This is a genomic window from Paenibacillus sp. B1-35 (assembly GCF_050474385.1).
Classification (GTDB): Bacteria; Bacillota; Bacilli; order Paenibacillales; family Paenibacillaceae; genus Paenibacillus_B; species Paenibacillus_B alvei.
In genome coordinates, this window is the sequence record NZ_JBCHVJ010000013.1 from 22,945 (window position 1) to 44,271 (window position 21,327).

Here is a 21,327-nt window from a genome sequence, read left to right on the forward strand (position 1 = left end):
TCAGGATCTTATCAGGGGAAACGAACGCCGGGGGTACCTGCATGAATTATTTTGCGGACATGTCGTGGAAGGACACGATCAAGAATATCATTGATATTTTAATCGTTAGTTATGTAATTTATAAGCTGCTCGTGCTCATCCGCGGGACGCGTGCTGTCCAACTTCTGAAGGGGATATTTATCCTCGTTGTTACTTGGGCGATTAGTACGTGGTTTGATTTGTATACGCTGAAGTGGCTAATGAATCAGATGTTTACGTTTGGGGTGTTAGCGATCGTGATCATTTTCCAGCCAGAGCTGCGGCGCGCCTTAGAGCAGCTAGGCCGGGGGAAAATGTTCGGCGGACGTGCAGTAGTACAAGAAGATGAAACAGCTCGTGTAATTAGTGAGCTAATTAAGGCGGTTAATTATATGTCGCGCCGGAAGATTGGTGCGCTCATCGTATTTGAGCGTGTAACTGGGCTGAATGAATATACCGAGTCAGGGATTGCCATGGACTCGCGTATCAGTTCCGAGCTGCTCATTAACCTATTCATACCGAATACACCACTGCACGATGGGGCAGTTATTATACAAGGCAGCCAAATTGCAGCGGCAGCTTGTTATTTACCGTTGTCCGAGAATCCATTTATCAGTAAGGAATTAGGAACAAGACATCGGGCCGCAATTGGGATCAGTGAAGTATGCGATGCAATCTCCGTTGTCGTTTCAGAGGAAACAGGCCAAGTATCGCTCGCGATAAATGGACAAGTTGTGCGTGATATTAAGGAAGAGTCACTCATATCCAAGCTGTTCGATGAATTAAAGCCGAAGGCGAAGAAAGAACTGCGATTGTTCTGGAAACGAAAAGGTGAGCATCATGGATAAGTGGTTAATGAACAATAATACAGCGAAGATTATTGCTTTAGTATTGGGAGTACTGTTATTCGCTGTAGTACATAAGGATGATACGACACCAACTGCTCCACAGCCGCTCATGGAATCACGCTGGATAGATGATGTCCAAGTCCGAATTGTAGGATTGGATACGAAGCAGCAGGTGATTAAGTCCATACGGCCGGATAAGGTGCGGATCCAGGTTCGTGGGAAGCGAACAGCGATTGCATCTGCATTGCCGGAGGATTATAAAGTAACACTGGACTTAACCGGTTATGGGAAAGGAAAGCATGTGATACAGCTCCGTCATGATCTGCCGCAGGGGATCGATTTGCTGTCGATGCAGCCGAGCAGTGCTACGATTGAGCTAGAAGATGTGCAGACGAAGGAATTTGAGGTACAAGTACGTACAGAAGGAACCCCTGCCAATGGATATAAGGCTGGAACTCCAATCGTGCGCCCTTCGAACCGGGTCCATGTGACACTTCCTGCATCCCGTATGGCTGAAGTAAAATCGATAGTAGGTACGGTAAATGTGGATAAGGCGAATGAGTCTGTCATCTCGAAGCGGGTGAAATTGACTGCTTATAATGCAAGAGGCGAGGAAGTTGAAGGAGCTGTTCTGACACCGTCATTCGTGGAGGTCGAAGTGCCAATCACGAAGCCGTTCAAGACAGTGCCGCTGCAGGTGAATTTGACAGGCCAATTGGCAGAAGGACTAGCTGTGTCAGTCTTGTCGCCAGATGTAAATCAGGTGACCCTATATGGCCCTCAGGAAGCGCTAGATAAAATCGAATACATTGACAATGTACATGTCGATTTACGCCAATTTGAAGCGCCAGGAACGTATAAATTAAAGGTACAATTGACGCCGCCACCGAACATTGAGAAAATAGAACCGAGTGAGATTACTGTCGAGCTGCAAATCTCAGGTGTAAAGCAGCGGACGATTTTGAATGTGCCGATTACCCTTACGGGCGACAATGATCGTCTGGAGACGACGATTGCGGAACCGGCTTCCCGCAAGATGGACGTTGTTGTTGTCGGTGCTCCAAATTTGATTGACGCGCTCAAGGTAAGCGATATTCAGTTGATTGCCAACGTGAATGATTTACCGCCTGGTGAGCATACAGTGAACTTGCAGGTGAATTTGCCTCGGTTCGTTCGACGAGTGGATCCAGCTCCACTGACAATCAAGGTTGTGATTAAGGACACGGAAGCTCCTGTAACGACATTGCCTGATCCAAAGCCACCTACATCGATCCCAGAGGATGTAGGCAACGGCTCGTCATCAGGAACCCAGAATGAGACAGGGCATTCAGGTAATCCTTCGACTGGAACACATGATACAAATCCACCTTCCTCAAATGAGTCGGAAGGGTCACCAGTTGATGCGGTTACTGGCTCCGTAGATCACGCCGGCTAGCGAGCGTAACATCTAAGAATGAATAGCATAATGAAAGTTTAAATTTACGTGATAAAGATGCTGCAAACATGAAATTATCGTTTCAGGCGATAACCGCCAAGATCATTTTGGTGAATAGCAGCATGAAGGAGAAGCGAACGATGGGGAAATATTTTGGTACAGATGGTGTACGCGGTGTAGCAAATCAGGAATTGACTGCGGAGCTTGCTTATAAAATTGGACGCTGCGGAGGATATGTACTGACTAAGCAAGCATCGGGCAAGCCGAAGGTGGTTATCGGCATGGATACGCGAATATCTGGCCGTATGCTTGAGGCTTCCTTGACAGCTGGCTTGCTGTCCATTGGTGCGGATGTCATCCAGCTTGGCGTATTGTCTACGCCTGCTGTAGCGTATTTGACTCGTGTAATGGGGGCAGATGCAGGGGTCATGATTTCTGCATCCCATAACCCTGTTCAGGATAACGGGATTAAGTTCTTTGGCAGCGACGGCTATAAGCTGCTGGATGAGACAGAACTTGAGATTGAACAATTGATGGATGCCGCCGAAGATGAGCTTCCTCGTCCGATCGGCGAAGGTCTCGGTACGGTAGCGGTTGATACAGAAGCGAAATGGCGCTATATCGAGTACCTTGAATCGACAATTGACCAACGCTTCGATGGAATGCGCATTGTGCTTGATTGTGCGCATGGTGCCGCTTACGAGCTGGCGCCGCGCTTGTTCCGTGAACTAGGTGCAGAAGTAATTGCAATTGGAGCGGAGCCTACAGGCCTGAACATTAATGACCATTGCGGTTCGACGCACCCAGAAAAGCTGAAGGAAGAAGTGCTGCGTCATAAGGCGCATTTGGGCTTGGCCTTCGACGGCGATGCAGATCGCTTGATAGCGATCGATGAACATGGTGAGGAAGTAGACGGTGATTTCATCCTGCTCATTTGCGGAGATGCAATGAAGCGGGCTGGACGTTTGAATGGCGATACTATCGTAACGACTGTAATGAGCAACATTGGATTTTTCAAGGGTGCTGAGAAGCATGGCTTGAACACAGCGAAAACTGCAGTCGGTGACCGCTACGTAATGGAGGAAATGCGTCGCAGCGGATATAACTTGGGTGGCGAGCAATCCGGACACGTTATTTTCTTGGATTACAATACGACAGGAGATGGAATGCTGTCTGGTATCCAACTCGTTGCTACTTTGAAAGCGAATGGCCTATCGTTGAGTGAAGCTAAATCCTTAATGCGCAAGTATCCACAAGTGCTTGTGAATGTGCGTGTTGGCGATAAGTCGAAGTACCAGGGGAATGCAGCCATTGAAAAGGTGATTGCGGAAGTTGAGCAGGAGCTTGGCGATAATGGTCGTGTGCTTGTTCGTCCATCCGGGACAGAATCCTTGATTCGTGTTATGGCTGAAGGTCCTGAGGCGGATATTATAGAGGGCTATGTGAATCGTATCGTAGAGGTTGTACAGATAGAACTAGCTTAATAGGACTTGCTGAAAGCCGTTTACTTGACGATGTCAGGTAGATGGCTTTTTTCCTATTTTATGTACAATTGTTGCGAAAACTGTCTAAAGTGAATATAATAAAGAACACGGTTCTGCTAATGCAGAGTGGACGAGGCTAAGCCGATGCCTTGTTGCTCAACCAAGAAGCCGGTGTATGATGCAGGAACAGTGTATGCTGGGAGATGACGGTATCTTCCTTAGTTTTGAAGCTAAGAGTTAGGAAGTTCATTCATATATAGAAAGTGAGGATTGTGAGGTTGGCAATGTAACGGGCAACCGTTCAATAAGCGCCAGCGCTTGCTGCTGAATCGGCCATTGCAGCGAGTGGACGAGGTGGAGGTGTTCGAAATGTTCGGCGGGGACCTCCCGGTGTGTTACCGGCACCGTAATAGCATGTTCGGAATGCAGGAGAGGCGACTTTCCTGACAACGAGTGCTTACGAAGGTATGTGATATAGGGTATAGATACACTTGCAGAGGCAAGGTTTCTATGAGAGTCCTGTATTCAATTTGTCATGAAGCGAATTATTATCGCAATCAAGGATTAAAGTAATTAATAATAACTATGAATCGGGCTGTCTCATGGATGGACAGAGCGCACAGAGTCCAAGCCAGCTATGCGAGCTTGTTGGCTGCTTGGCGATCAGTGATTAGCGGGGCTATTCTATAGACCTGCTTTGTGATCCATGAGTATATTGAATTTATAAAATAATCCAATAATGCTATGCACTCACGCTTATGGGGCATGGACTTCTGTGTGCGACGTCGCCTACTGGAGAGGCCGCGAATAATCGGAGGTCTATATTATGTGTGGTATTGTCGGATATATTGGAGCTAGAAATTCTCAAACGGTGTTGTTGGAAGGACTCAGCAAGCTGGAGTATCGCGGTTATGACTCTGCTGGTATTGCTGTATTCACACCGGAAGGCTTGCAAGTGCGCAAGTCGGAGGGCAGACTTGCTGTGCTCGCTTCTCATTTGGAGGAGGAGCCGCTGCGAGGTACTGTAGGTATTGGTCATACTCGCTGGGCGACGCATGGCAAGCCGTCGAATGAGAATTCACATCCACATACAGATGCATCGATGAAGTTCTCTGTTGTGCATAACGGCATTATCGAGAACTATATGGAGCTGAAGGAAGAGCTAATCGCTTCCGGTGTCACATTCCTTTCTGAGACGGATACAGAGGTCATCTCTCATCTGATTGCTCGAGAATATGACGGGGATATCGTTAAGGCCGTGCAAAAGGCTACAGCGCGTATGCGCGGTGCTTATGCACTGGCTGTCCTGACAGAATATGAGCCGGATAAGCTGGTTGCTGTTCGCTTCGCAAGCCCACTCGTTATCGGTATTGGGGAAGGCGAGAACTTTATTGGTTCGGATATTCCGGCAATTTTGCAATATACGCGTCGAGTGTATATTTTGAACGACAACGAAATGGCGGTACTGACTAAGGATGCTGTCGAATTGATGACACTAGAGGGGAATTTTATTTCTCGGGAAATGATTGTTGTCGATTGGGACGTGCTTACTGCGGAAAAAGGCGGTTACGACCATTTCATGCTCAAAGAAATCCATGAGCAGCCTAAGGCATATCGCGACACAATGCGCGGTAGAATGAAGGAAGATCGCAGTGGAATCAAGCTTCCTGAACTGAAACATTTGACTGCGGAGAAATTAAAAGAGATTCGCAATGTGCATATTGTCGCTTGCGGTACTGCCTACCATGCAGGTCTTGTCGGACGGACGCTGATCGAGCAATGTGCAGGTGTTCCTGTAGAGACAGATGTCGCCTCAGAGTATCGTTACCGTTCGCCAATTATTACGCCACAGACGCTTGTTATCGTGGTCAGCCAATCTGGCGAAACGGCGGATACACTTGCGGCTCTGCGTGAAGCGAAACGCTGTGGTGCAACTGTTCTGGCAATTACGAACGTTGTAGGCAGCTCGGTTGCCCGTGAGGCAGACGATACTATCGTGACATGGGCAGGGCCTGAGATTGCTGTTGCTTCCACAAAGGCATATACATCGCAGTTAATCGCGTTCATGATATTCAGCTTGTACTGGGCTGAGACTCTTGGCTTGCATGATCAAGCATGGATTAACGAACAGATTGCTGCGATGCAGGCACTGCCGGAGCAGGTGGAGCGTATTTTGGAGCAATCTGACGAGCTGAAGCGGGTGGCAGAAGACATTGCGAAGCATGACAATATGTTCTTTATCGGCCGCGGTCTGGACTTTGCGGTAGCATTGGAAGGATCGCTGAAGCTGAAGGAAATTTCGTACATTCATTCCGAAGCGTATGCAGCGGGTGAGTTGAAGCACGGCACACTTGCCTTGATTGAAGAAGGCATACCTGTCATGGCGTTGGCAACACAGTCTGCTCTTGTTGAGAAGACGGTAAGCAACATCAAGGAAGTGAAGGCGCGCGGCGGTGTCGTTTACGGGATTACCGACGAAGCGAATGCTGCCGCTGTAGAGAAGGCGGTTGACGGCATGTTCGTATTGCCGGCTACGCTGTCTCGCTTGTCTCCTGCCTTGTCTGTAGTGCCATTGCAGCTTGTTGCTTACTATGCAAGCTTGGCACGAGGCAATGATGTAGATAAGCCAAGAAACTTGGCGAAGAGTGTGACGGTGGAATAAGCAAGCTGTTTTGATAAGGGCACTTGTTAAGAAGTGAACCAGTAAAAAATGTTGTGAACCGATATGTAAGATGATTGAACATCTAGAAGGGAGCCCACGGAATGATCGTGGCTCCCTTTTTTTATGTACATGACAATTCATGATAGCTGGATAATTTGTGAGTGACATTGGCAAAATGTATCCGCAAAGAGAATAATTTAAACCAAATTCAATTTGCAAAAAGTATAGGGATTTCTCAATGGAACCTTATTGAAATTGAATTGGGATATAGTAATCCGTCAGCGGGAACATCAATATCTATTCGAACACATTATAATGTGAATTTAAATTGGTTATTAACTGGAATCGCTACAGAAGATGGGACGGCATATGAAGATGAATTCGAGAAAAGGCTGATTGAAATTTTTGGAAATATTGATGAGTATAATAAGAACGAAATAATTGAATTTATACGAGTGAAAATATTTAAGATCAATACAGTAGTTCAATGGAGATACATGACTTTTTCCTAGATTAAGAAAAGACTCTTATTAGAGAATTACATGCTAACTGCTTATGTACTTAATGTTGGAGAAAAATAAATTTTGGAAACAGAAAGTTGTTCAGAGAAAATAATGTATTAGACTGAGAAATAAAGTTGTAGACTGGTTGACCGTATTCTAGGGGGTGCAGACTGGTACAATAGTGGATTTTGCGCAGAGAAACTTTAGTTCATTCTTAGTCGTTCATTCGATAATGGCGGGTTCAGCGCGAGTTGTATACCTACAACTGCCAGATGGGCGGCGATGGTGCAATTGGTCTGCCAGTTTACTGCTTTTTATCTAATTAAGAGAATTCTAGTGGCTATTTATAAGGCTTAGTTTTCTAAAATTTACGATTTTCAAAGCCTTAGACCCATCATCTAATCAAATCGAACAGAGGGTGCAATCCTAGTGGATGCATCCTCTTTTGTTAAAAGAAAATAGAGTTCTAGACTGAAAAATTAAGTGTTAGACTAGGCAAGTAAAGTTGTAGACTGTGAAAATAAAGTATTAGACTGACGTTGCTTCATTAAGCTGACGGGCAGGATAGTGCGGAACAGGCTACCGTTCAGCCGGTAGCCTGATGTCGTTGTTCTATCGTGTCTCGTTTATTAAATGAATTATTGTCGATTTTCCCGATATAGCTGAGCCTCGCATACTCAATCATACCTCGATGCGCTCATCACCTGCAGACGATTTCTATTTCCTGTGGATGAAGCGACGATTGATGAAAAAAGCGATGATCAAGGACAAGACGCCGAGTAAAACCGGTACGCCAAACGCTTCAAAAGAGAAGGAGCTACCTTTCAGCTTCAGGTGGTCGGTGGCGCGATATTCAAGCCGCTTGGCGGCAAATTTCGCCGTCTGGATATCCTCTTGCTCAGCCAAATCCTCGAATGCGGGATCCATTGCAAACCGATCCGCCGCGTCGCGGTGTAGGAACAGCAGTTTCGCGCTGTAGCCGCTGTTCTTCCATTGGTTGATGTCTTCGGCGGCTGCAGATTCGGCATCGGCACCGACGACAATCATTTTCTCTAACTTCGGCACGTTTTTTATCTGATAACGCGCGACTAGGTGTAGGCCGTGCTTCGTTACGATTGGTTGGTTCGCGCTAGAAACTGTCAACGTCGTCGTCGTACCGGAAGCGGCGTACGTATCGAATGCGGCGGACAAATCCAGTTCATCGGCGCCGTTATATAGCAGCACGCCCGCCTTTACTTTGTTCCATTGATAAGCGTTGTTCAGTACGTACGTTATATCGCTCAACCCGGCAACAAACGGTTTCATTTGTGGGTTTGTCACGTACTCGTAAGAGGGATAGTTCATCTCTTTCGCCACTTTCTTCGCCGCCGCCTCGCCCAGTTGCTTGGAGATAACGTATAGTGAAGCGTCGATCCCCGATGTCAGGCCGGCAGAAGATACGATATTGCCTTGTGGGACGTAGCGCCGGTCATTCACCCACTGGACTTTCGGATATTTTTTAATGAGCCTGTTAATGTCTCCCCAGTGCGTCGCGGCCGATTTGCCGTTCAGCAAGCCGGTATCCGCCAGGTTTTCAGCCCCGTTGCAAATGGAAATCAATGTCGTCTTGGCACCCGAGTGCTTCCGAATCCATTCACGGACAGGCGCATATTTATTCTCGTCCAAAATCGGCATAAACGGAATGACGATAATGTCCGGGCTTTTGCCGAGCATCGCATCCATTTCGTCATACGAATAGTGTGGGACGACATCGAGTCCACCGGTTAGCGATTTTATTTCGCGATCGGGGGCAACGCCATATACATTGTAAGCTTCAGTCATCGCAAACATCTTGTACGGGACGAGAAAATCGAACACTTCCGTCACCTCGTTCGCCAGAAGCACGGCCACCGTCGGTTTGTTAGAGTCATATTTCGGTACCTGCAAATCCGTCAATGCAGTGGGGGCTTTATCGTAAACCGACATTCCGGCATTCATCGTATTGATGGACCCGACCGCGCCTATCCCCCCTACGACGACGACAAAAACGATGAGATAGATAATAATGCGTAATACAATTTTCACTTGCTTCGCTCCTTCAAGTTAGATTCTTTCCCATAAAATTTAACAAATCAAGATGAACAAGGCATCTGTCTGTGGTTCGGTAGAGAGGCCAGCCTAACGTTGGAACTGCCACTGGACCCTAGTCTGTATTCTTTTTTAGCATGACTCAAATGGGCTATAATTTTAACAAAACGGTGACAATGCGCTGTTCGGTAATGGGGCCACTGATGAACTAACGCTTCTCATCCTAGCGGAACCTTTAAAAAAACATCTGTCATTGAAATTTCGAGCAGATGTCTTCGTTTTTTTATCCCTTTGGCATGGGGGCTGAATATGTAGTTTGGTATCATGTTAAGTTATTGCAAAACGCAAGGATTCGGAGCGCCGGCAGAGAATGTATACAGATAGTAGGTAATATATCCCAAATCCCCCGCCCCCTGAATGTCAACACGCGTCCCTCGATTGATGGAAAACCATTCCCAGCGTTTCTTCTTTATTCGATCTTTTTAGGCAAAATATTCAAATTTAACTAAAGGTTTACTATACATTCTACGAAACTTTGATATAATTCTACATGGATCATCTTTCCTATTATGATAGAGCATAGAATTATAGGGTTTTTATACCTATTCAAGCTGTGCGCGAGAGACCAGTCCACTGGCTACCCAGAAAGCCGGCATGCGGGGACTTACAATTGTGGAAAATGACAGCCGAGAATATGTTGCTCCATGACGTCAGAAGGTTCAGTAAGGATGTAGCCAACCTTATCCCAATTCCGATGGAGGATGAAGCGCGTGAGCATTTTTGAAAAGCTGGAATCCAACGTAAGATCTTACTGCAGAAGCTTTCCGGTGGTATTCGACCGGGCCAAGGGGGACCTGTTGTATTCTGAGGACGGAAGAGCATATATTGATTTTTTTGCAGGTGCTGGGGCACTGAATTACGGTCATAACAACGATTATATCAAGGGCCGGGTTCTCGATTACTTGACCTCCGACCGGATTATGCACGGTCTGGATATGTATACAATGGCCAAGCGCGAATTCATCCAGAGCTTCTCGGAGCGGATCCTTGAGCCGAAGAAGCTGAATTACAAGCTTCAATTCTGCGGTCCGACGGGGACGAACGCGGTGGAAGCGGCCCTGAAGCTCGCACGCAAGGCGAAGAAGAGAACCGGGATATTCGCATTCATGGGCGGCTTCCACGGCATGTCGCTCGGCAGCCTGTCGGCGACAAGCTCCAAGTCTATGAGGGAAGGGGCGGGGCTTCCTCTGGGCGGAGTTACGTTCATGCCGCACCCGAGTGGGGCTTTCGCAAAAATGGATACGCTCGGCTATATCGAGAATATCCTGACTGATTCGCACTCCGGAATCGACAAGCCGGCCGCCATCCTGCTTGAAACGGTACAAGCCGAAGGCGGAATTCACGTCGCCGACGCGCAGTGGCTGCGAGGGCTGCAGCAGCTTTGCCGCAGGCACGATATCCTGCTCATTACCGACGAGATTCAAGTCGGCTGCGGCCGGACAGGCGAATTCTTCTCCTTCGAACGTGCAGGGATTGAGCCGGATCTCATTACCCTGTCGAAGTCGATCAGCGGGTACGGCCTGCCAATGTCCCTCCTGCTGCTGAAGCCTGAACTGGATCTCTGGACGCCGGGCGAGCACAACGGCACCTTCCGCGGCAACCAGCTCGCTTTTGTAGCCGCCAAGGCCGCTCTCGAGTTCCGGGACAGAGCCGCCCTCGATGCCGAGGTGAAGAAGAAGGAAGAGTTTGTGCGCTCGTTCCTTGACAAAGAAATCAAGCCTCTGCATCCGTCGATCGCGATCCGCGGACTCGGCCTGATCTGGGGCATTGACGTCTCGGGCTTCACGGATGAAGCCGGGGCGAAGCGGATGACGGAGATCAGCTTCAAGAACGGGCTCATCATTGAAAGAGCCGGCAGAGGAGACCACGTGCTGAAGATCATGCCTCCGCTGACCGTCTCGATGGAGCATCTTGCCGCCGGCTGCGATATTATCAAGTCCAGTATACAGCAGGTGATCTCTCAGGAGACTCAGGATTTGCTGGTAACGACCTAAGCTCGGCCAAGCCGATGACCGCCCCGGCAAGAGGCACGGAAGTGCCTTCCGGGGGCCGTGTGGCCCTGATGTTAAGATAACGTTTTTACCCCATTGGAAGATTTTCTCCCCATGCTGCCTGCGGTACCGTCAGTCAGCATGGAATTCACCGCTAATCCAAGGGCTGTCCCGTTCATGCCATACGGAGCATTCTTTGAGCCTCATGCAGCGCATCGTCACATCTAATCGTTAGGAAAAGCTCACTACCCCGCAGCCGGATCTTTACTTATCCACACCAGGGCTGCGGGGGAATACATAAATCGTACATAGATTGTATCAATACCTCTTAAACATAGGCTTCGACAAAGGCAGTTCCGGTGCCGAATCCGGAGGTACGGCCGACTTCCTGCTGGCTGGCCGGAACCCTACAGCAAGCCTTACATCGACGGGAGGAACATCCCTTGTCCATCCACAAATCCAATTCCGAACCCAATATTAAACCAAAGCCCGTCTTCGGGCGGCTCGTCTGCAGCAAGCATATGAAGCAGAGGAGTCGGAAGTAGCCGCATCCCTTGCGTAGAACGATGCTCTTTGTTGTCTTTCACGCATGGGAGCCGAGTAGGACATCTGCTAGGCAGAGGATTGCCGCATGCGATCAACTGGATAAGCGAAGCGGTGACCTGGCGAAAGCCATTGATATTGTTGTCACATGTTTGAAAAGGCGGGGAGCAAGGCTGTAGCGTTGCTGCGGCATATGCTCCGCCGGATTGCTTTTACCGATGTAGAGAGGGGGACGATCCCGGTGGCTTTTGAAAAAGAAACGTTGTTTTGGAACGAAAAATTCGGTAGCGACGATTATACCTTGACGCGGCTGCCTTACAGCAAAGCTCCAAGCTCTCAGGCGCCCATTATGACAACCGTCGGCGGTTCGCTTTCGGAGAAAGCGGCGCAGCGCGTCCTTCAAATGAGCAAGGGCGCTCCGCTGGCCGCTTTTATGATTTTGCTCGCCGGTGTTCAGTCACTCTTGCATAAATATACAGGTGCTTCTGACATTCTGGTTGGCATGCCGGTTGTACGGAAACCGACGGAGACGCGTCGATCCGTTAATCATACGGTCATTTTGAAAAACTTGCTTTCGGCGGGTGCGACTTTTAAAACGCTTCTGAGCGAGCTGAGGACTTCCTTGCCGGAAACGATTCAGCATCAACATATTCCGTTCTTGAAAATGACGGAGAAGCTGGACATGCAATATGCAGACGGGATACCCGTCATCCATACGCTAGTATCCCTTAAGGAGCTGCATCTGGACGAAATTGGGCAAAACGTGGTCACGGATTGTTCCTTTGAATTCAGCTTAACCGGCGGGACGATACAGCTAGCGCTGTCATATAACGAGCACTTATATGACTCCAAGTTCATGACTCGGGTCGTCGGCCATCTGAATCGCCTGCTGGCCGTGGGGCTTCACGAGTTGGAGCTGGACATCGTGCGGGTGGACATGCTGTCGGAGGACGAGAAATTTCAATTGCTGCAAAGCTTTAACGATACCGAGAAGGACTATCCCCGTGATCGGACGATTCATCAGCTCGTGGAGGAGCAGGTGAAGCGGGTGCCCGAAGCAACGGCGGTTGTCTTTGAGGGTCGTCGGCTTTCGTACGCGGAGCTGAACGAACGGGCGAACCGGCTGGCGCGGACGCTGCGATCGGTCGGCGTGCTGCCCAATCAGCTGGTAGGCTTGATGGCCAGGAGATCGCTGGAGATGGTCGTTGGCATTCTGGCGGTTCTGAAAGCTGGCGGTGCCTACGTGCCGATCGACCCGGAATACCCGGAAGAACGTATCCGCTACATTCTGGAGAATTCGGACGCGCAGCTGCTGCTGACTCAAAGGGAGCTGCAGCAGCAGGTGCCATTCGAAGGGATCGTGTTGGCGCTGGATGACGAGCAGGCCTACAGCGACGATGGAACGAACCTGGAGCCGGTCAGCGGTCCGAATGATCTGGCTTATGTCATCTATACGTCAGGTACGACGGGCAAACCCAAAGGGGTCATGCTGGAGCATCGAGGTTTGGTTAGCTTGAAGCTGATGTTCGCGGACAGGCTGGGCATCACGGAGCATGACCGGATCGTTCAATTCGCCAGCCTGTCGTTCGACGCGTCCTGCTGGGAAGTGTTCAAAGCGCTCTATTTTGGCGCGGCTTTGTATATCCCGACGGCCGAGACGATTCTCGACAACCGCCTGTTCGAGAGTTATATGAACGAGCATGCGATTACGGCGGCGATTTTGCCTCCGACGTACAGCGCTTATTTGAACCCGGACCGCCTTCCCAGCTTAACGAAGCTCGTAACGGGAGGCTCGGCGGTATCAGCCGAATTCGTGCAGCAGTGGAAACCGAAGGTCCACTATTTCAATGCTTACGGCCCTACCGAAGCTTCGATTGTTACGACGCTTTGGGATGCGGATGAGGATCAGCAGGAGCGCAGAGTCATTCCGATCGGGCGCCCGCTGGCCAATCACCGGATTTTTATTTTGGATGCCCACCTGCAGCTTGTGCCTCCGGGAGTGGACGGCGAGCTGTGCGTGGCAGGCGTGGGGCTTGCGAGAGGTTACCTGAACCATCCGGAGCTGACGGCAGAGAAGTTCGTGAAACATCCGTTCGCGCCGGGAGAACGCCTTTACCGGACGGGAGATCTCGCCCGCTGGCTGCCGGACGGAAATATTGAGTACTTGGGCCGGATCGACCATCAGGTGAAAATCCGTGGATTCCGGATCGAGATCGGCGAGATTGAAGAGCAGCTTCTGAAGATCGACTCCGTGCAGGAGACGATGGTAATCGCGCGGGAAGGCAAAAGCGGGCAAGAACTGTGCGCTTACCTGGTCGCGGGCCGCCCACTTACGCTCGGCGAGCTGAGAAGCGCGCTGGCGCAAAAATTGCCGAATTACATGATTCCGGCGCATTTTGTTCAGCTTCCGCGGATGCCGCTCACGCCGAACGACAAAATCGACCGCAAGGCTTTGCCCGCTCCAGAAGGAAATGCGCTGACCGGCGGCGCGTACGTAGCTCCCCGCAATGAAGCCGAGCGGACGCTTGCCGATGTGTGGCAGGCGGTATTGAACGCCGATCGCGTTGGGGTAACGGATCATTTCTTCGAGCTGGGCGGAGACTCGATCAAGTCCATTCAAGTATCTTCGCGGCTTCATCAAGCCGGGTACAAGCTGGAAATTCGGGATTTGTTCAAATATCCGACTATTTCACAGCTCAGCCTGCATGTGAAACCGATCGGACATACCATCGATCAAGGCGAAGTAACGGGTGAAACGGCGCTGACGCCGATCCAGCATTGGTTTTTCGAGAGCTCCTTTGCGAACCCGCATCATTTCAACCAGTCGGTGATGCTGTCCCGGAAGGAACGCTTCGAAGAAGAGACGGTGCGTCAGGTGCTGCAAAAGCTGGCCGAGCATCATGACGCCTTGCGGATGGTGTTCCGCAAAACGGAACAAGGGTTTAGCCAGCGGAACCGCGCGATTCAGGAAGGCGGGCTGTTCACGCTGGACGTGTTCGACTTCAAGGGTACGGAGAATACTGCACAGGCTGTGGAAGCGAAGGCAACGGATATTCAAGCGGGCATCGATCTGGAGAAAGGGCCCCTCGTGAAGGCGGGACTGTTCCGGTGCGCGGACGGCGATCATTTGCTGCTCGCGGTTCATCATGCCGTGGTGGACGGCGTGTCTTGGCGCATTTTGATGGAGGATTTCGCTCTGGGTTACGAGCAGGCCGGCAAAAGCGAGGAAATTCGTTTCCCGGCGAAAACGGATGCGTACCGCACTTGGTCCGAGCAGCTGGCCGCTTACGCGCAAAGCCCGGAGATGGCAAAGGAACGGGCTTATTGGCAGGCCGTGGAACAAATTGCGGTTCCGGCCTTGCCGAAGGATCTGGAGGCGGACGTTACGACGCAGCAGGACAGCGAATCGCTGTTCGTCCGTTTGACTCCCGAAGAAACGGAGCTGCTGCTGAAGCGGGTTCACCGGGCCTACAACACCGAAATGAACGATATTTTGGTAACGGCGCTCGGCATAGCCGTTCGCAAGTGGACGGGACACGAACGGGTGCGGATCAATCTCGAAGGACACGGACGCGAATCGATCGGAACGGATATCGACATCACGCGCACAGTCGGCTGGTTTACGACCAAGTTTCCGGTCGTCCTAGAGCCGGAAACCAACCGGGATTTGGCCTATCAGATTAAACAGGTCAAGGAAAGCTTGCGCCGCATTCCGAACAAGGGGCTTGGGTACGGTGTATGCCGCTATCTCTCCAAATCGGAGGATGGCTTTGTTTGGGGCGCAGAGCCGGAAATTAATTTTAACTACCTCGGCCAGTTCGACGATGATGTCAATCAGGACGAGATCGGCATATCTTCTTATTCCAGCGGCAGCCCGGCCAGCGACCGGCAGGCCCGCAGCTTTGTGCTGGATATCAACGGCATGGTGCTGGACGGCGCTCTATCGCTCGATCTTAGCTACAGCCGGAAGCAGTATCGCAAGGAAACGATGGAAGCCTTCGCTCAGCGGCTTGAGCAAAGTCTCCGAGAGCTCATTACCCACTGCGCAGGCAAAGAACACACCGAATTGACGCCGAGCGATGTGCAATTTAAAGGCTTGACCATCGCGGAATTGGAGCAAATCGGCCAGCGCTCGGGCCATGTCGGGGAAATCGAAAATATTTACTCGCTTACGCCGATGCAGAAGGGCATGTGGTTCCACAGCGCGCTTGACCGGCAAACGGCCGCTTACTTCGAGCAGACGCGGTTTACGATGCGGGGAGCGCTTGACGTCCAGCTTTTCGAGAGGAGCTGGATGGAGCTTGCGAAACGTCATCTGGTACTGCGGGCGAATTTTGTGAAAGGACCAGCGGGCGAGCCGCTGCAAATCATATACCGCGACAAGCCGGTCGGTTTTGAATATGAAGAGCTGCTTCACTTGCAGTCGGACGAGAAACAAGCGTATTTGGATAAAAAGGCCGAGGATGACAAGCTTCGCGGCTTCGACATGGAACATGACGCACTCGTTCGGGTTACGATCCTGCGCACCGAAGAGCAGAGCTATCATGTGCTGTGGAGTTTCCAGCATATTTTGATGGACGGCTGGTGCCTGCCGCAACTGACGCAGGAGCTGTTTGAGACGTATTCGGCCTTGGCATCCGGCAAGCAGCCAGTGGGAGATAAGGGATCGGATTATGGCGCTTATATCGAATGGTTGGAGAAACAGGACGATCAGGCGGCATCCGGCTATTGGACGGCGTTCCTGGCAGGTTACGAAGGGCAAACCGTACTCCCGGGGCAAAAGGAAGCGCAGCCGAACGGCAGATTTACGGCTGATCACGTCACCGCCGAGCTGGGCAAGGACTTGAGCGAGCGGATGGACCGGGTGGCGAAAGAGCGTCTGGTTACGGTCAATACGCTGCTGCAAGCCGCTTGGGGCGTGATGCTGCAAAAATATAACGGAACAAACGATGCCGTATTCGGCAGCGTCGTGGCCGGAAGACCGGCGGAAATCCCGGGCATTGAGTCCATGATCGGGCTGTTCATCAATACGGTGCCGGTCCGCGTCACGAGCGAAGGGGACACCGTGTTCGCCGACCTGATGGCGAAGCTCCAAGAGCGGGCGCTGGAGTCCGGGCGTTATGATTACTATCCGCTGTATGAAATTCAAGCCCGCAGCATGCAAAAGCAAAACCTGATCAACCATATCATCGCTTTTGAGAACTATCCGGTGGACGAGCAGATGGAGCAGGCGGGCGACCAGCAGCATGGCGACCTGACGATCACTGACGTTCAGATGGAGGAGCAGACGAACTATAACTTCAACGTGACCGTGGTGCCGGGAGCCGAGATCGAAATTCGGTTCGACTTTAACGCCGAAGTGTTCGATAAAGTCACCATCGAACGGCTCAAGGGGCATCTCGTCCATCTGCTGGAGCAGGTGACGGATAACCCGGAAATTACCGTGGGTGAGCTGGAACTTGTGACGGAGGCGGAAAAGGCCGACCTTCTCGGACGTTTTAACGACACCACTACGGAATTTCCGCGCCGGAAGACGCTCAATCAATTGTTCGAAGAGCAGGCGGAGCTTTACCCGGACAACGTGGCCGCCGTCATGAACGAACGGCAGCTGACCTACCGCGAGCTGAACGAGCGATCCAACCGCCTTGCGCGGAAGCTGCGGGAGACGGGAGTAGAAGCGGACCAACTGGTAGCGATTCTGGCCGAACGCTCGCTCGATATGGTCGTCGGCATTCTGGCGATTCTTAAAGCGGGCGGAGCCTACGTGCCTGTCGATCCCGACTACCCGGAGGAGCGCATCCGCTTCATGATCGAGGATTCGGGCTCGCCGTTATTGCTGATTCAAAAGCATCTGCACGAGAAGACCGACTTCGCAGGAACGCGCCTCGAATTGGACGATTTCGTTTGGGGCGACAGAGGTCCGGACTCCGAAGGTGCGCTGGACGCTTCGAACCTGGAGCCGATTTCCGGGCCTAGCAACCTGGCTTATGTCATCTACACGTCGGGAACGACCGGCAGACCGAAAGGAACGCTGATCGAGCATAAGAACGTCGTGCGCCTTTTGTTCAACGACAAGAACCTGTTCAACTTCGGGCCGTCCGACACGTGGACGCTGTTCCACTCGTTCTGCTTCGATTTCTCCGTCTGGGAAATGTACGGAGCGCTGTTGTACGGAGGCAAGCTGGTCATCGTACCGCCGCTCACGGCGAAAAATCCGGCCGAGTTCCTAGCACTGCTGGGCCGCGAACAGGTCACGATTTTGAACCAGACGCCAACGTACTTCTACCAGCTGCTGCGTGAGGTCTTGGCGGACCATCCGTACGATCTGCGGATTCGCAACGTCATCTTCGGGGGCGAAGCGCTGAGTCCGCTGCTGCTCAAGGGCTTCAAGACGAAGTACCCGGAGACGAAGCTGATCAATATGTACGGCATTACCGAGACGACAGTTCACGTGACGTATAAGGAAATAACGTGGGTCGAGATTGAGGCGGCGAAGAGCAATATCGGCAAGCCGATCCCGACGCTGAAGGTGTACGTCCTTGATGAAAACCGCCGCCCTGTGCCGATCGGCGTAACGGGTGAAATGTACGTGGCCGGGGAAGGCCTTGCGAGAGGATACCTGAACCGTCCGGATCTGACGGCGGAGAAGTTCGTTGATTCCCCGTTTGCGGAGGGGGAGAAACTGTACCGCTCGGGCGACTTGGCGGCTTGGCTGCCGGACGGCAACATCGAATACCTGGGCCGGATCGACCACCAGGTCAAAATCCGCGGGTACCGGATCGAGCTGGACGAAATCGAGACGCAGCTTCTGAACGTCGAGGGCGTGGAAGAAGCGGTGGTGCTCGCCCGTCAGGACGGCGGGGGCGAGAAGGCGCTTGTCGCCTACTTTGTGGCGAACCGAATGCTGACGGTCAGTGAAATGAGAACCTCGCTGGCCCAGGGAATTCCGGGGTACATGATCCCGTCGTACTTCGTGCAACTGGAGCGCATGCCGCTGACGTCCAACGGCAAAGTGGACCGCAAAGCGCTGCCGGAGCCGCAAGGCGGCATACAAACGGGCGTCGAATACGTAGCGCCGCGTAACCGGACGGAGTCCCAGCTTGTGAAGATCTGGGAGGAAGTGCTGGGCTACTCCGGCATTGGAGTCCTGGACAATTTCTTCGAGCTCGGAGGCCACTCCTTGCGGGCGACGAACCTTGTCAGCAAGATTCAGAAGGAAATGAACGTCGAACTTCCGCTGCGCGACGTATTCCGCTACTCGACGATCGAAGAGATGGCTCTCGCCATCTCCCGGATCGGAGAGCAGTCGTTCTCGTCGATTCCGCTGGCAGGCGCAAGAGCATACTATCCGCTTTCCTCAGCTCAGAAGCGGCTGTTTATCCTGAATCAGCTGGAAGGGGCCGATCAGAGCTACAACATGCCGGGCGTGCTGCTGCTGGAAGGATCGATTGACCGGAGCCTGCTGGAGAAGGCTTTCCGCGGACTGATCGCACGGCACGAAACGCTGCGAACCGGCTTTGAGATCGTACAAGGCGAAGCAGTACAGCGCATTTACGAGAGCGTCGACTTTGCCGTCGAGTACCGTCATGCGAGCGAGGAAGAAGCGCCTGAAGTCGTGCAGGCCTTCATCCGGCCTTTCGACTTGGCGAAGCCTCCGCTGCTGCGGGCGGAGCTCGTAGAGCTGGCAGCCGAACGTTATTTGCTGATGTTCGACATGCACCATATCGTCTCCGACGGGGTTTCGCTGGACGTGTTAGTCGAGGAACTCGTTCGTCTGTACGGCGGCGAGTCATTAGAGCCTTTGCGCATTCAATACAAGGACTATGCGGTATGGCAGCAGTCGGATGAGCAAAAAGTGCAGTTGAAACGCGAGGAAGATTACTGGCTGGATCGTTACCGGGGCGAGCTGCCGGTTCTGGAAATGCCGACGGACTATCCGCGTCCTGCCGTGCAGAGCTTTGAGGGACAAACGCTGACATCCTTCGTGGACGAGGCAACGAACGAAGGCTTAAAGCAACTGGCCGCTCAAAGAGGAACGACGCTGTATATGGTGCTGCTTGCGGCATATACCGTGCTTTTGCATAAATACACAGGTCAGGACGATTTGATCGTCGGAACGTCGATTGCGGGCAGAACGCACGGAGACACGCAGCCTTTGATCGGAATGTTCGTCAATACGCTGGCGCTCCGCAATTATCCGGCTTCGGAGAAGACCTTCCTGTCGTATCTGGAAGAAGTGAAAGAAACGACCTTAGGCGCTTACGAGCATCAGAATTATCCGTTCGAAGAGCTCGTCGATAAAGTGCAGGTCAGCCGGGATTTGAGCCGCAACCCGCTGTTTGACACGATGTTCTCCCTGCAAAACTTGGAGGATAAAGAGTTTGAGCTGGAAGGGCTGAAATTGTCCCCGTACCCTAGCGAATACGGCACGGCCAAGTTCGACCTGAGTGTAGATGTTACGGAAGAAAACGGCGGCCTGGAGTGCAGCTTTGAATTCGCAACGGCTCTTTATAAAGAAAGTACGATCCGGCGGCTGTCGACTCATTTCGGACATTTGCTTGCAGCGATCGTAAGCCGTCCGGATGCGAAGATCGCCGAGCTGAACTTGTTGACGGCAGAGGAAAAAGAGCAAATTCTCGGCGCGTTTAACCCGGCGCAACCGGGAGCGGCTCCTGCGGCCGCGTTCCACCGGCTGTTCGAGGAACAGGCGGAACGTACGCCGGAAGCGGAGGCCGTCGTGTACGAGAACGACCGGCTGACGTATGCGGAGCTGAACGAACGGGCGAACCGCTTGGCGGGCACGCTGCGCGCAAGCGGCATCGGCCGGGAGACGATCGTCGGCATTCTCGCCGAGCGTTCGGTGGACTTGCTGGTGGCCGTGCTGGCCGTCTGGAAAGCGGGCGGGGCGTATGTGCCGCTCGACCCGGATTATCCGGCGGACCGCCTGCGGTTCATGCTTGAAGACAGCGGAGCGAAGGTACTGTTGACGCAAATGCCGCTGCGAGAGCGCGCCGAAGCCTGGCTTGGCGGAGAGGAGCGGGCGCTGGCGGCGGTGCTGTACCTCGACGACGAAGCGTCGTACAGCGAGGAGCGGGCGAATGCGGCGATTGGCTCCGTCATTGGCTCCGGCAAGCTGACGGATGCTGTGGATGACGGCGATGAGAGCCATCCGAATGTTGACATGGGCAGCTTCCATGAAGCTCGTCCGGAGGATCTGGCGTACGTGATCTACACGTCGGGAACGACGGGCAAGCCGAAGGGCGTGATGATCGAGCACCGCAGCCTGGTGAACACGGCGGCGGGCTACCGGCGGGAATACCGGTTGGATCAGTTCCCGGTGCGGCTGCTGCAACTCGCAAGCTTCTCGTTTGACGTGTTCGTGGGCGATATCGCGCGGACGCTGTATAACGGAGGCACGATGGTGATTGTGCCGAAGGACGACCGGATCGATCCGTCTCGTCTGCACTACTGGATGGAGCGGGAGCGGGTCACCATCTTCGAATCGACGCCGGCGTTGATCGTGCCGTTCATGGAGTACGTGCACGAGCAGCGGCTGGATATGAGCGGGATGGAGATGTTGATCACGAGCTCGGACAGCTGCAGCGTGGCGGATTACCGGACCTTGCAGGAACGCTTCGGCTCATTGTTCCGGATCATCAACGCCTACGGCGTGACGGAAGCAGCGATCGACTCCAGTTTCTACGACGAGCCGCTGA

At 52.3% G+C, this 21,327-nt stretch carries 9 protein-coding genes; 7 read left to right on the forward strand and 2 right to left on the reverse strand.

The features are described 5' to 3' along the window. The first annotated feature begins 41 nt into the window (after positions 1 to 41). From cdaA to ACQ5BJ_RS26025, 5 genes are all read left to right on the forward strand, one after another. Entirely contained in the window at positions 42 to 866 is an 825-nt protein-coding gene (gene cdaA, locus ACQ5BJ_RS26005; RefSeq protein WP_005544429.1) for a diadenylate cyclase CdaA, read from the forward strand. After that, positions 859 to 2,301, forward strand: a complete 1,443-nt coding sequence (locus ACQ5BJ_RS26010; protein ID WP_268622683.1) for a CdaR family protein — start codon at positions 859 to 861, stop codon at positions 2,299 to 2,301. Before cdaA ends, ACQ5BJ_RS26010 begins: the two co-directional genes overlap by 8 nt. Before the next feature lie 140 nt (positions 2,302 to 2,441). After that, positions 2,442 to 3,785: a phosphoglucosamine mutase gene (glmM, locus tag ACQ5BJ_RS26015; protein ID WP_430111064.1), complete on the forward strand. Its 1,344-nt coding sequence runs from the start codon at positions 2,442 to 2,444 to the stop codon at positions 3,783 to 3,785. Between the two features lie 826 nt (positions 3,786 to 4,611). Beyond that, positions 4,612 to 6,447, forward strand: coding sequence for a glutamine--fructose-6-phosphate transaminase (isomerizing) (gene glmS / locus ACQ5BJ_RS26020; RefSeq protein ID WP_430110994.1), 1,836 nt, complete (start codon positions 4,612 to 4,614; stop codon positions 6,445 to 6,447). 161 nt (positions 6,448 to 6,608) lie between these two features. Next, on the forward strand, positions 6,609 to 6,959 hold the full coding sequence (locus ACQ5BJ_RS26025; protein ID WP_430110992.1) for a helix-turn-helix domain-containing protein: 351 nt from the start codon (positions 6,609 to 6,611) through the stop codon (positions 6,957 to 6,959). 708 nt (positions 6,960 to 7,667) lie between these two features. Here the strand turns inward: ACQ5BJ_RS26025 and ACQ5BJ_RS26030 are convergent. After that, positions 7,668 to 9,014, reverse strand: a complete 1,347-nt coding sequence (locus ACQ5BJ_RS26030) for a DJ-1/PfpI family protein (RefSeq protein ID WP_430110990.1) — start codon at positions 9,012 to 9,014, stop codon at positions 7,668 to 7,670. Between the two features lie 773 nt (positions 9,015 to 9,787). Between ACQ5BJ_RS26030 and ectB the strand changes: the two genes are divergently transcribed. Beyond that, entirely contained in the window at positions 9,788 to 11,071 is a 1,284-nt protein-coding gene (gene ectB, locus ACQ5BJ_RS26035) for a diaminobutyrate--2-oxoglutarate transaminase (protein WP_268593748.1), read from the forward strand. Between the two features lie 416 nt (positions 11,072 to 11,487). Here ectB and ACQ5BJ_RS26040 read toward each other — a convergent pair whose 3' ends face one another. Beyond that, positions 11,488 to 11,655 carry a hypothetical protein gene (locus ACQ5BJ_RS26040; protein WP_157266587.1) on the reverse strand — a complete coding sequence of 56 codons (168 nt, stop codon included), beginning with the start codon at positions 11,653 to 11,655 and terminating at the stop codon, positions 11,488 to 11,490. A gap of 104 nt (positions 11,656 to 11,759) precedes the next feature. Between ACQ5BJ_RS26040 and ACQ5BJ_RS26045 the strand changes: the two genes are divergently transcribed. Further along, positions 11,760 to 21,327, forward strand: a 9,568-nt coding sequence (locus ACQ5BJ_RS26045) for an amino acid adenylation domain-containing protein (protein ID WP_430113425.1), incomplete at its 3' end; no start/stop codon positions are given.

What these genes read in the sequence shown, in the direction of transcription:
- glmS (WP_430110994.1), top strand. Translation starts at nt 4,612, where the DNA reads ATGTGTGGTATTGTCGGATATATTGGAGCTAGAAATTCTCAAACGGTG.
- cdaA (WP_005544429.1), top strand. Translation starts at nt 42, where the DNA reads ATGAATTATTTTGCGGACATGTCGTGGAAGGACACGATCAAGAATATC.
- glmM (WP_430111064.1), top strand. Translation starts at nt 2,442, where the DNA reads ATGGGGAAATATTTTGGTACAGATGGTGTACGCGGTGTAGCAAATCAG.
- ACQ5BJ_RS26010 (WP_268622683.1), top strand. Translation starts at nt 859, where the DNA reads ATGGATAAGTGGTTAATGAACAATAATACAGCGAAGATTATTGCTTTA.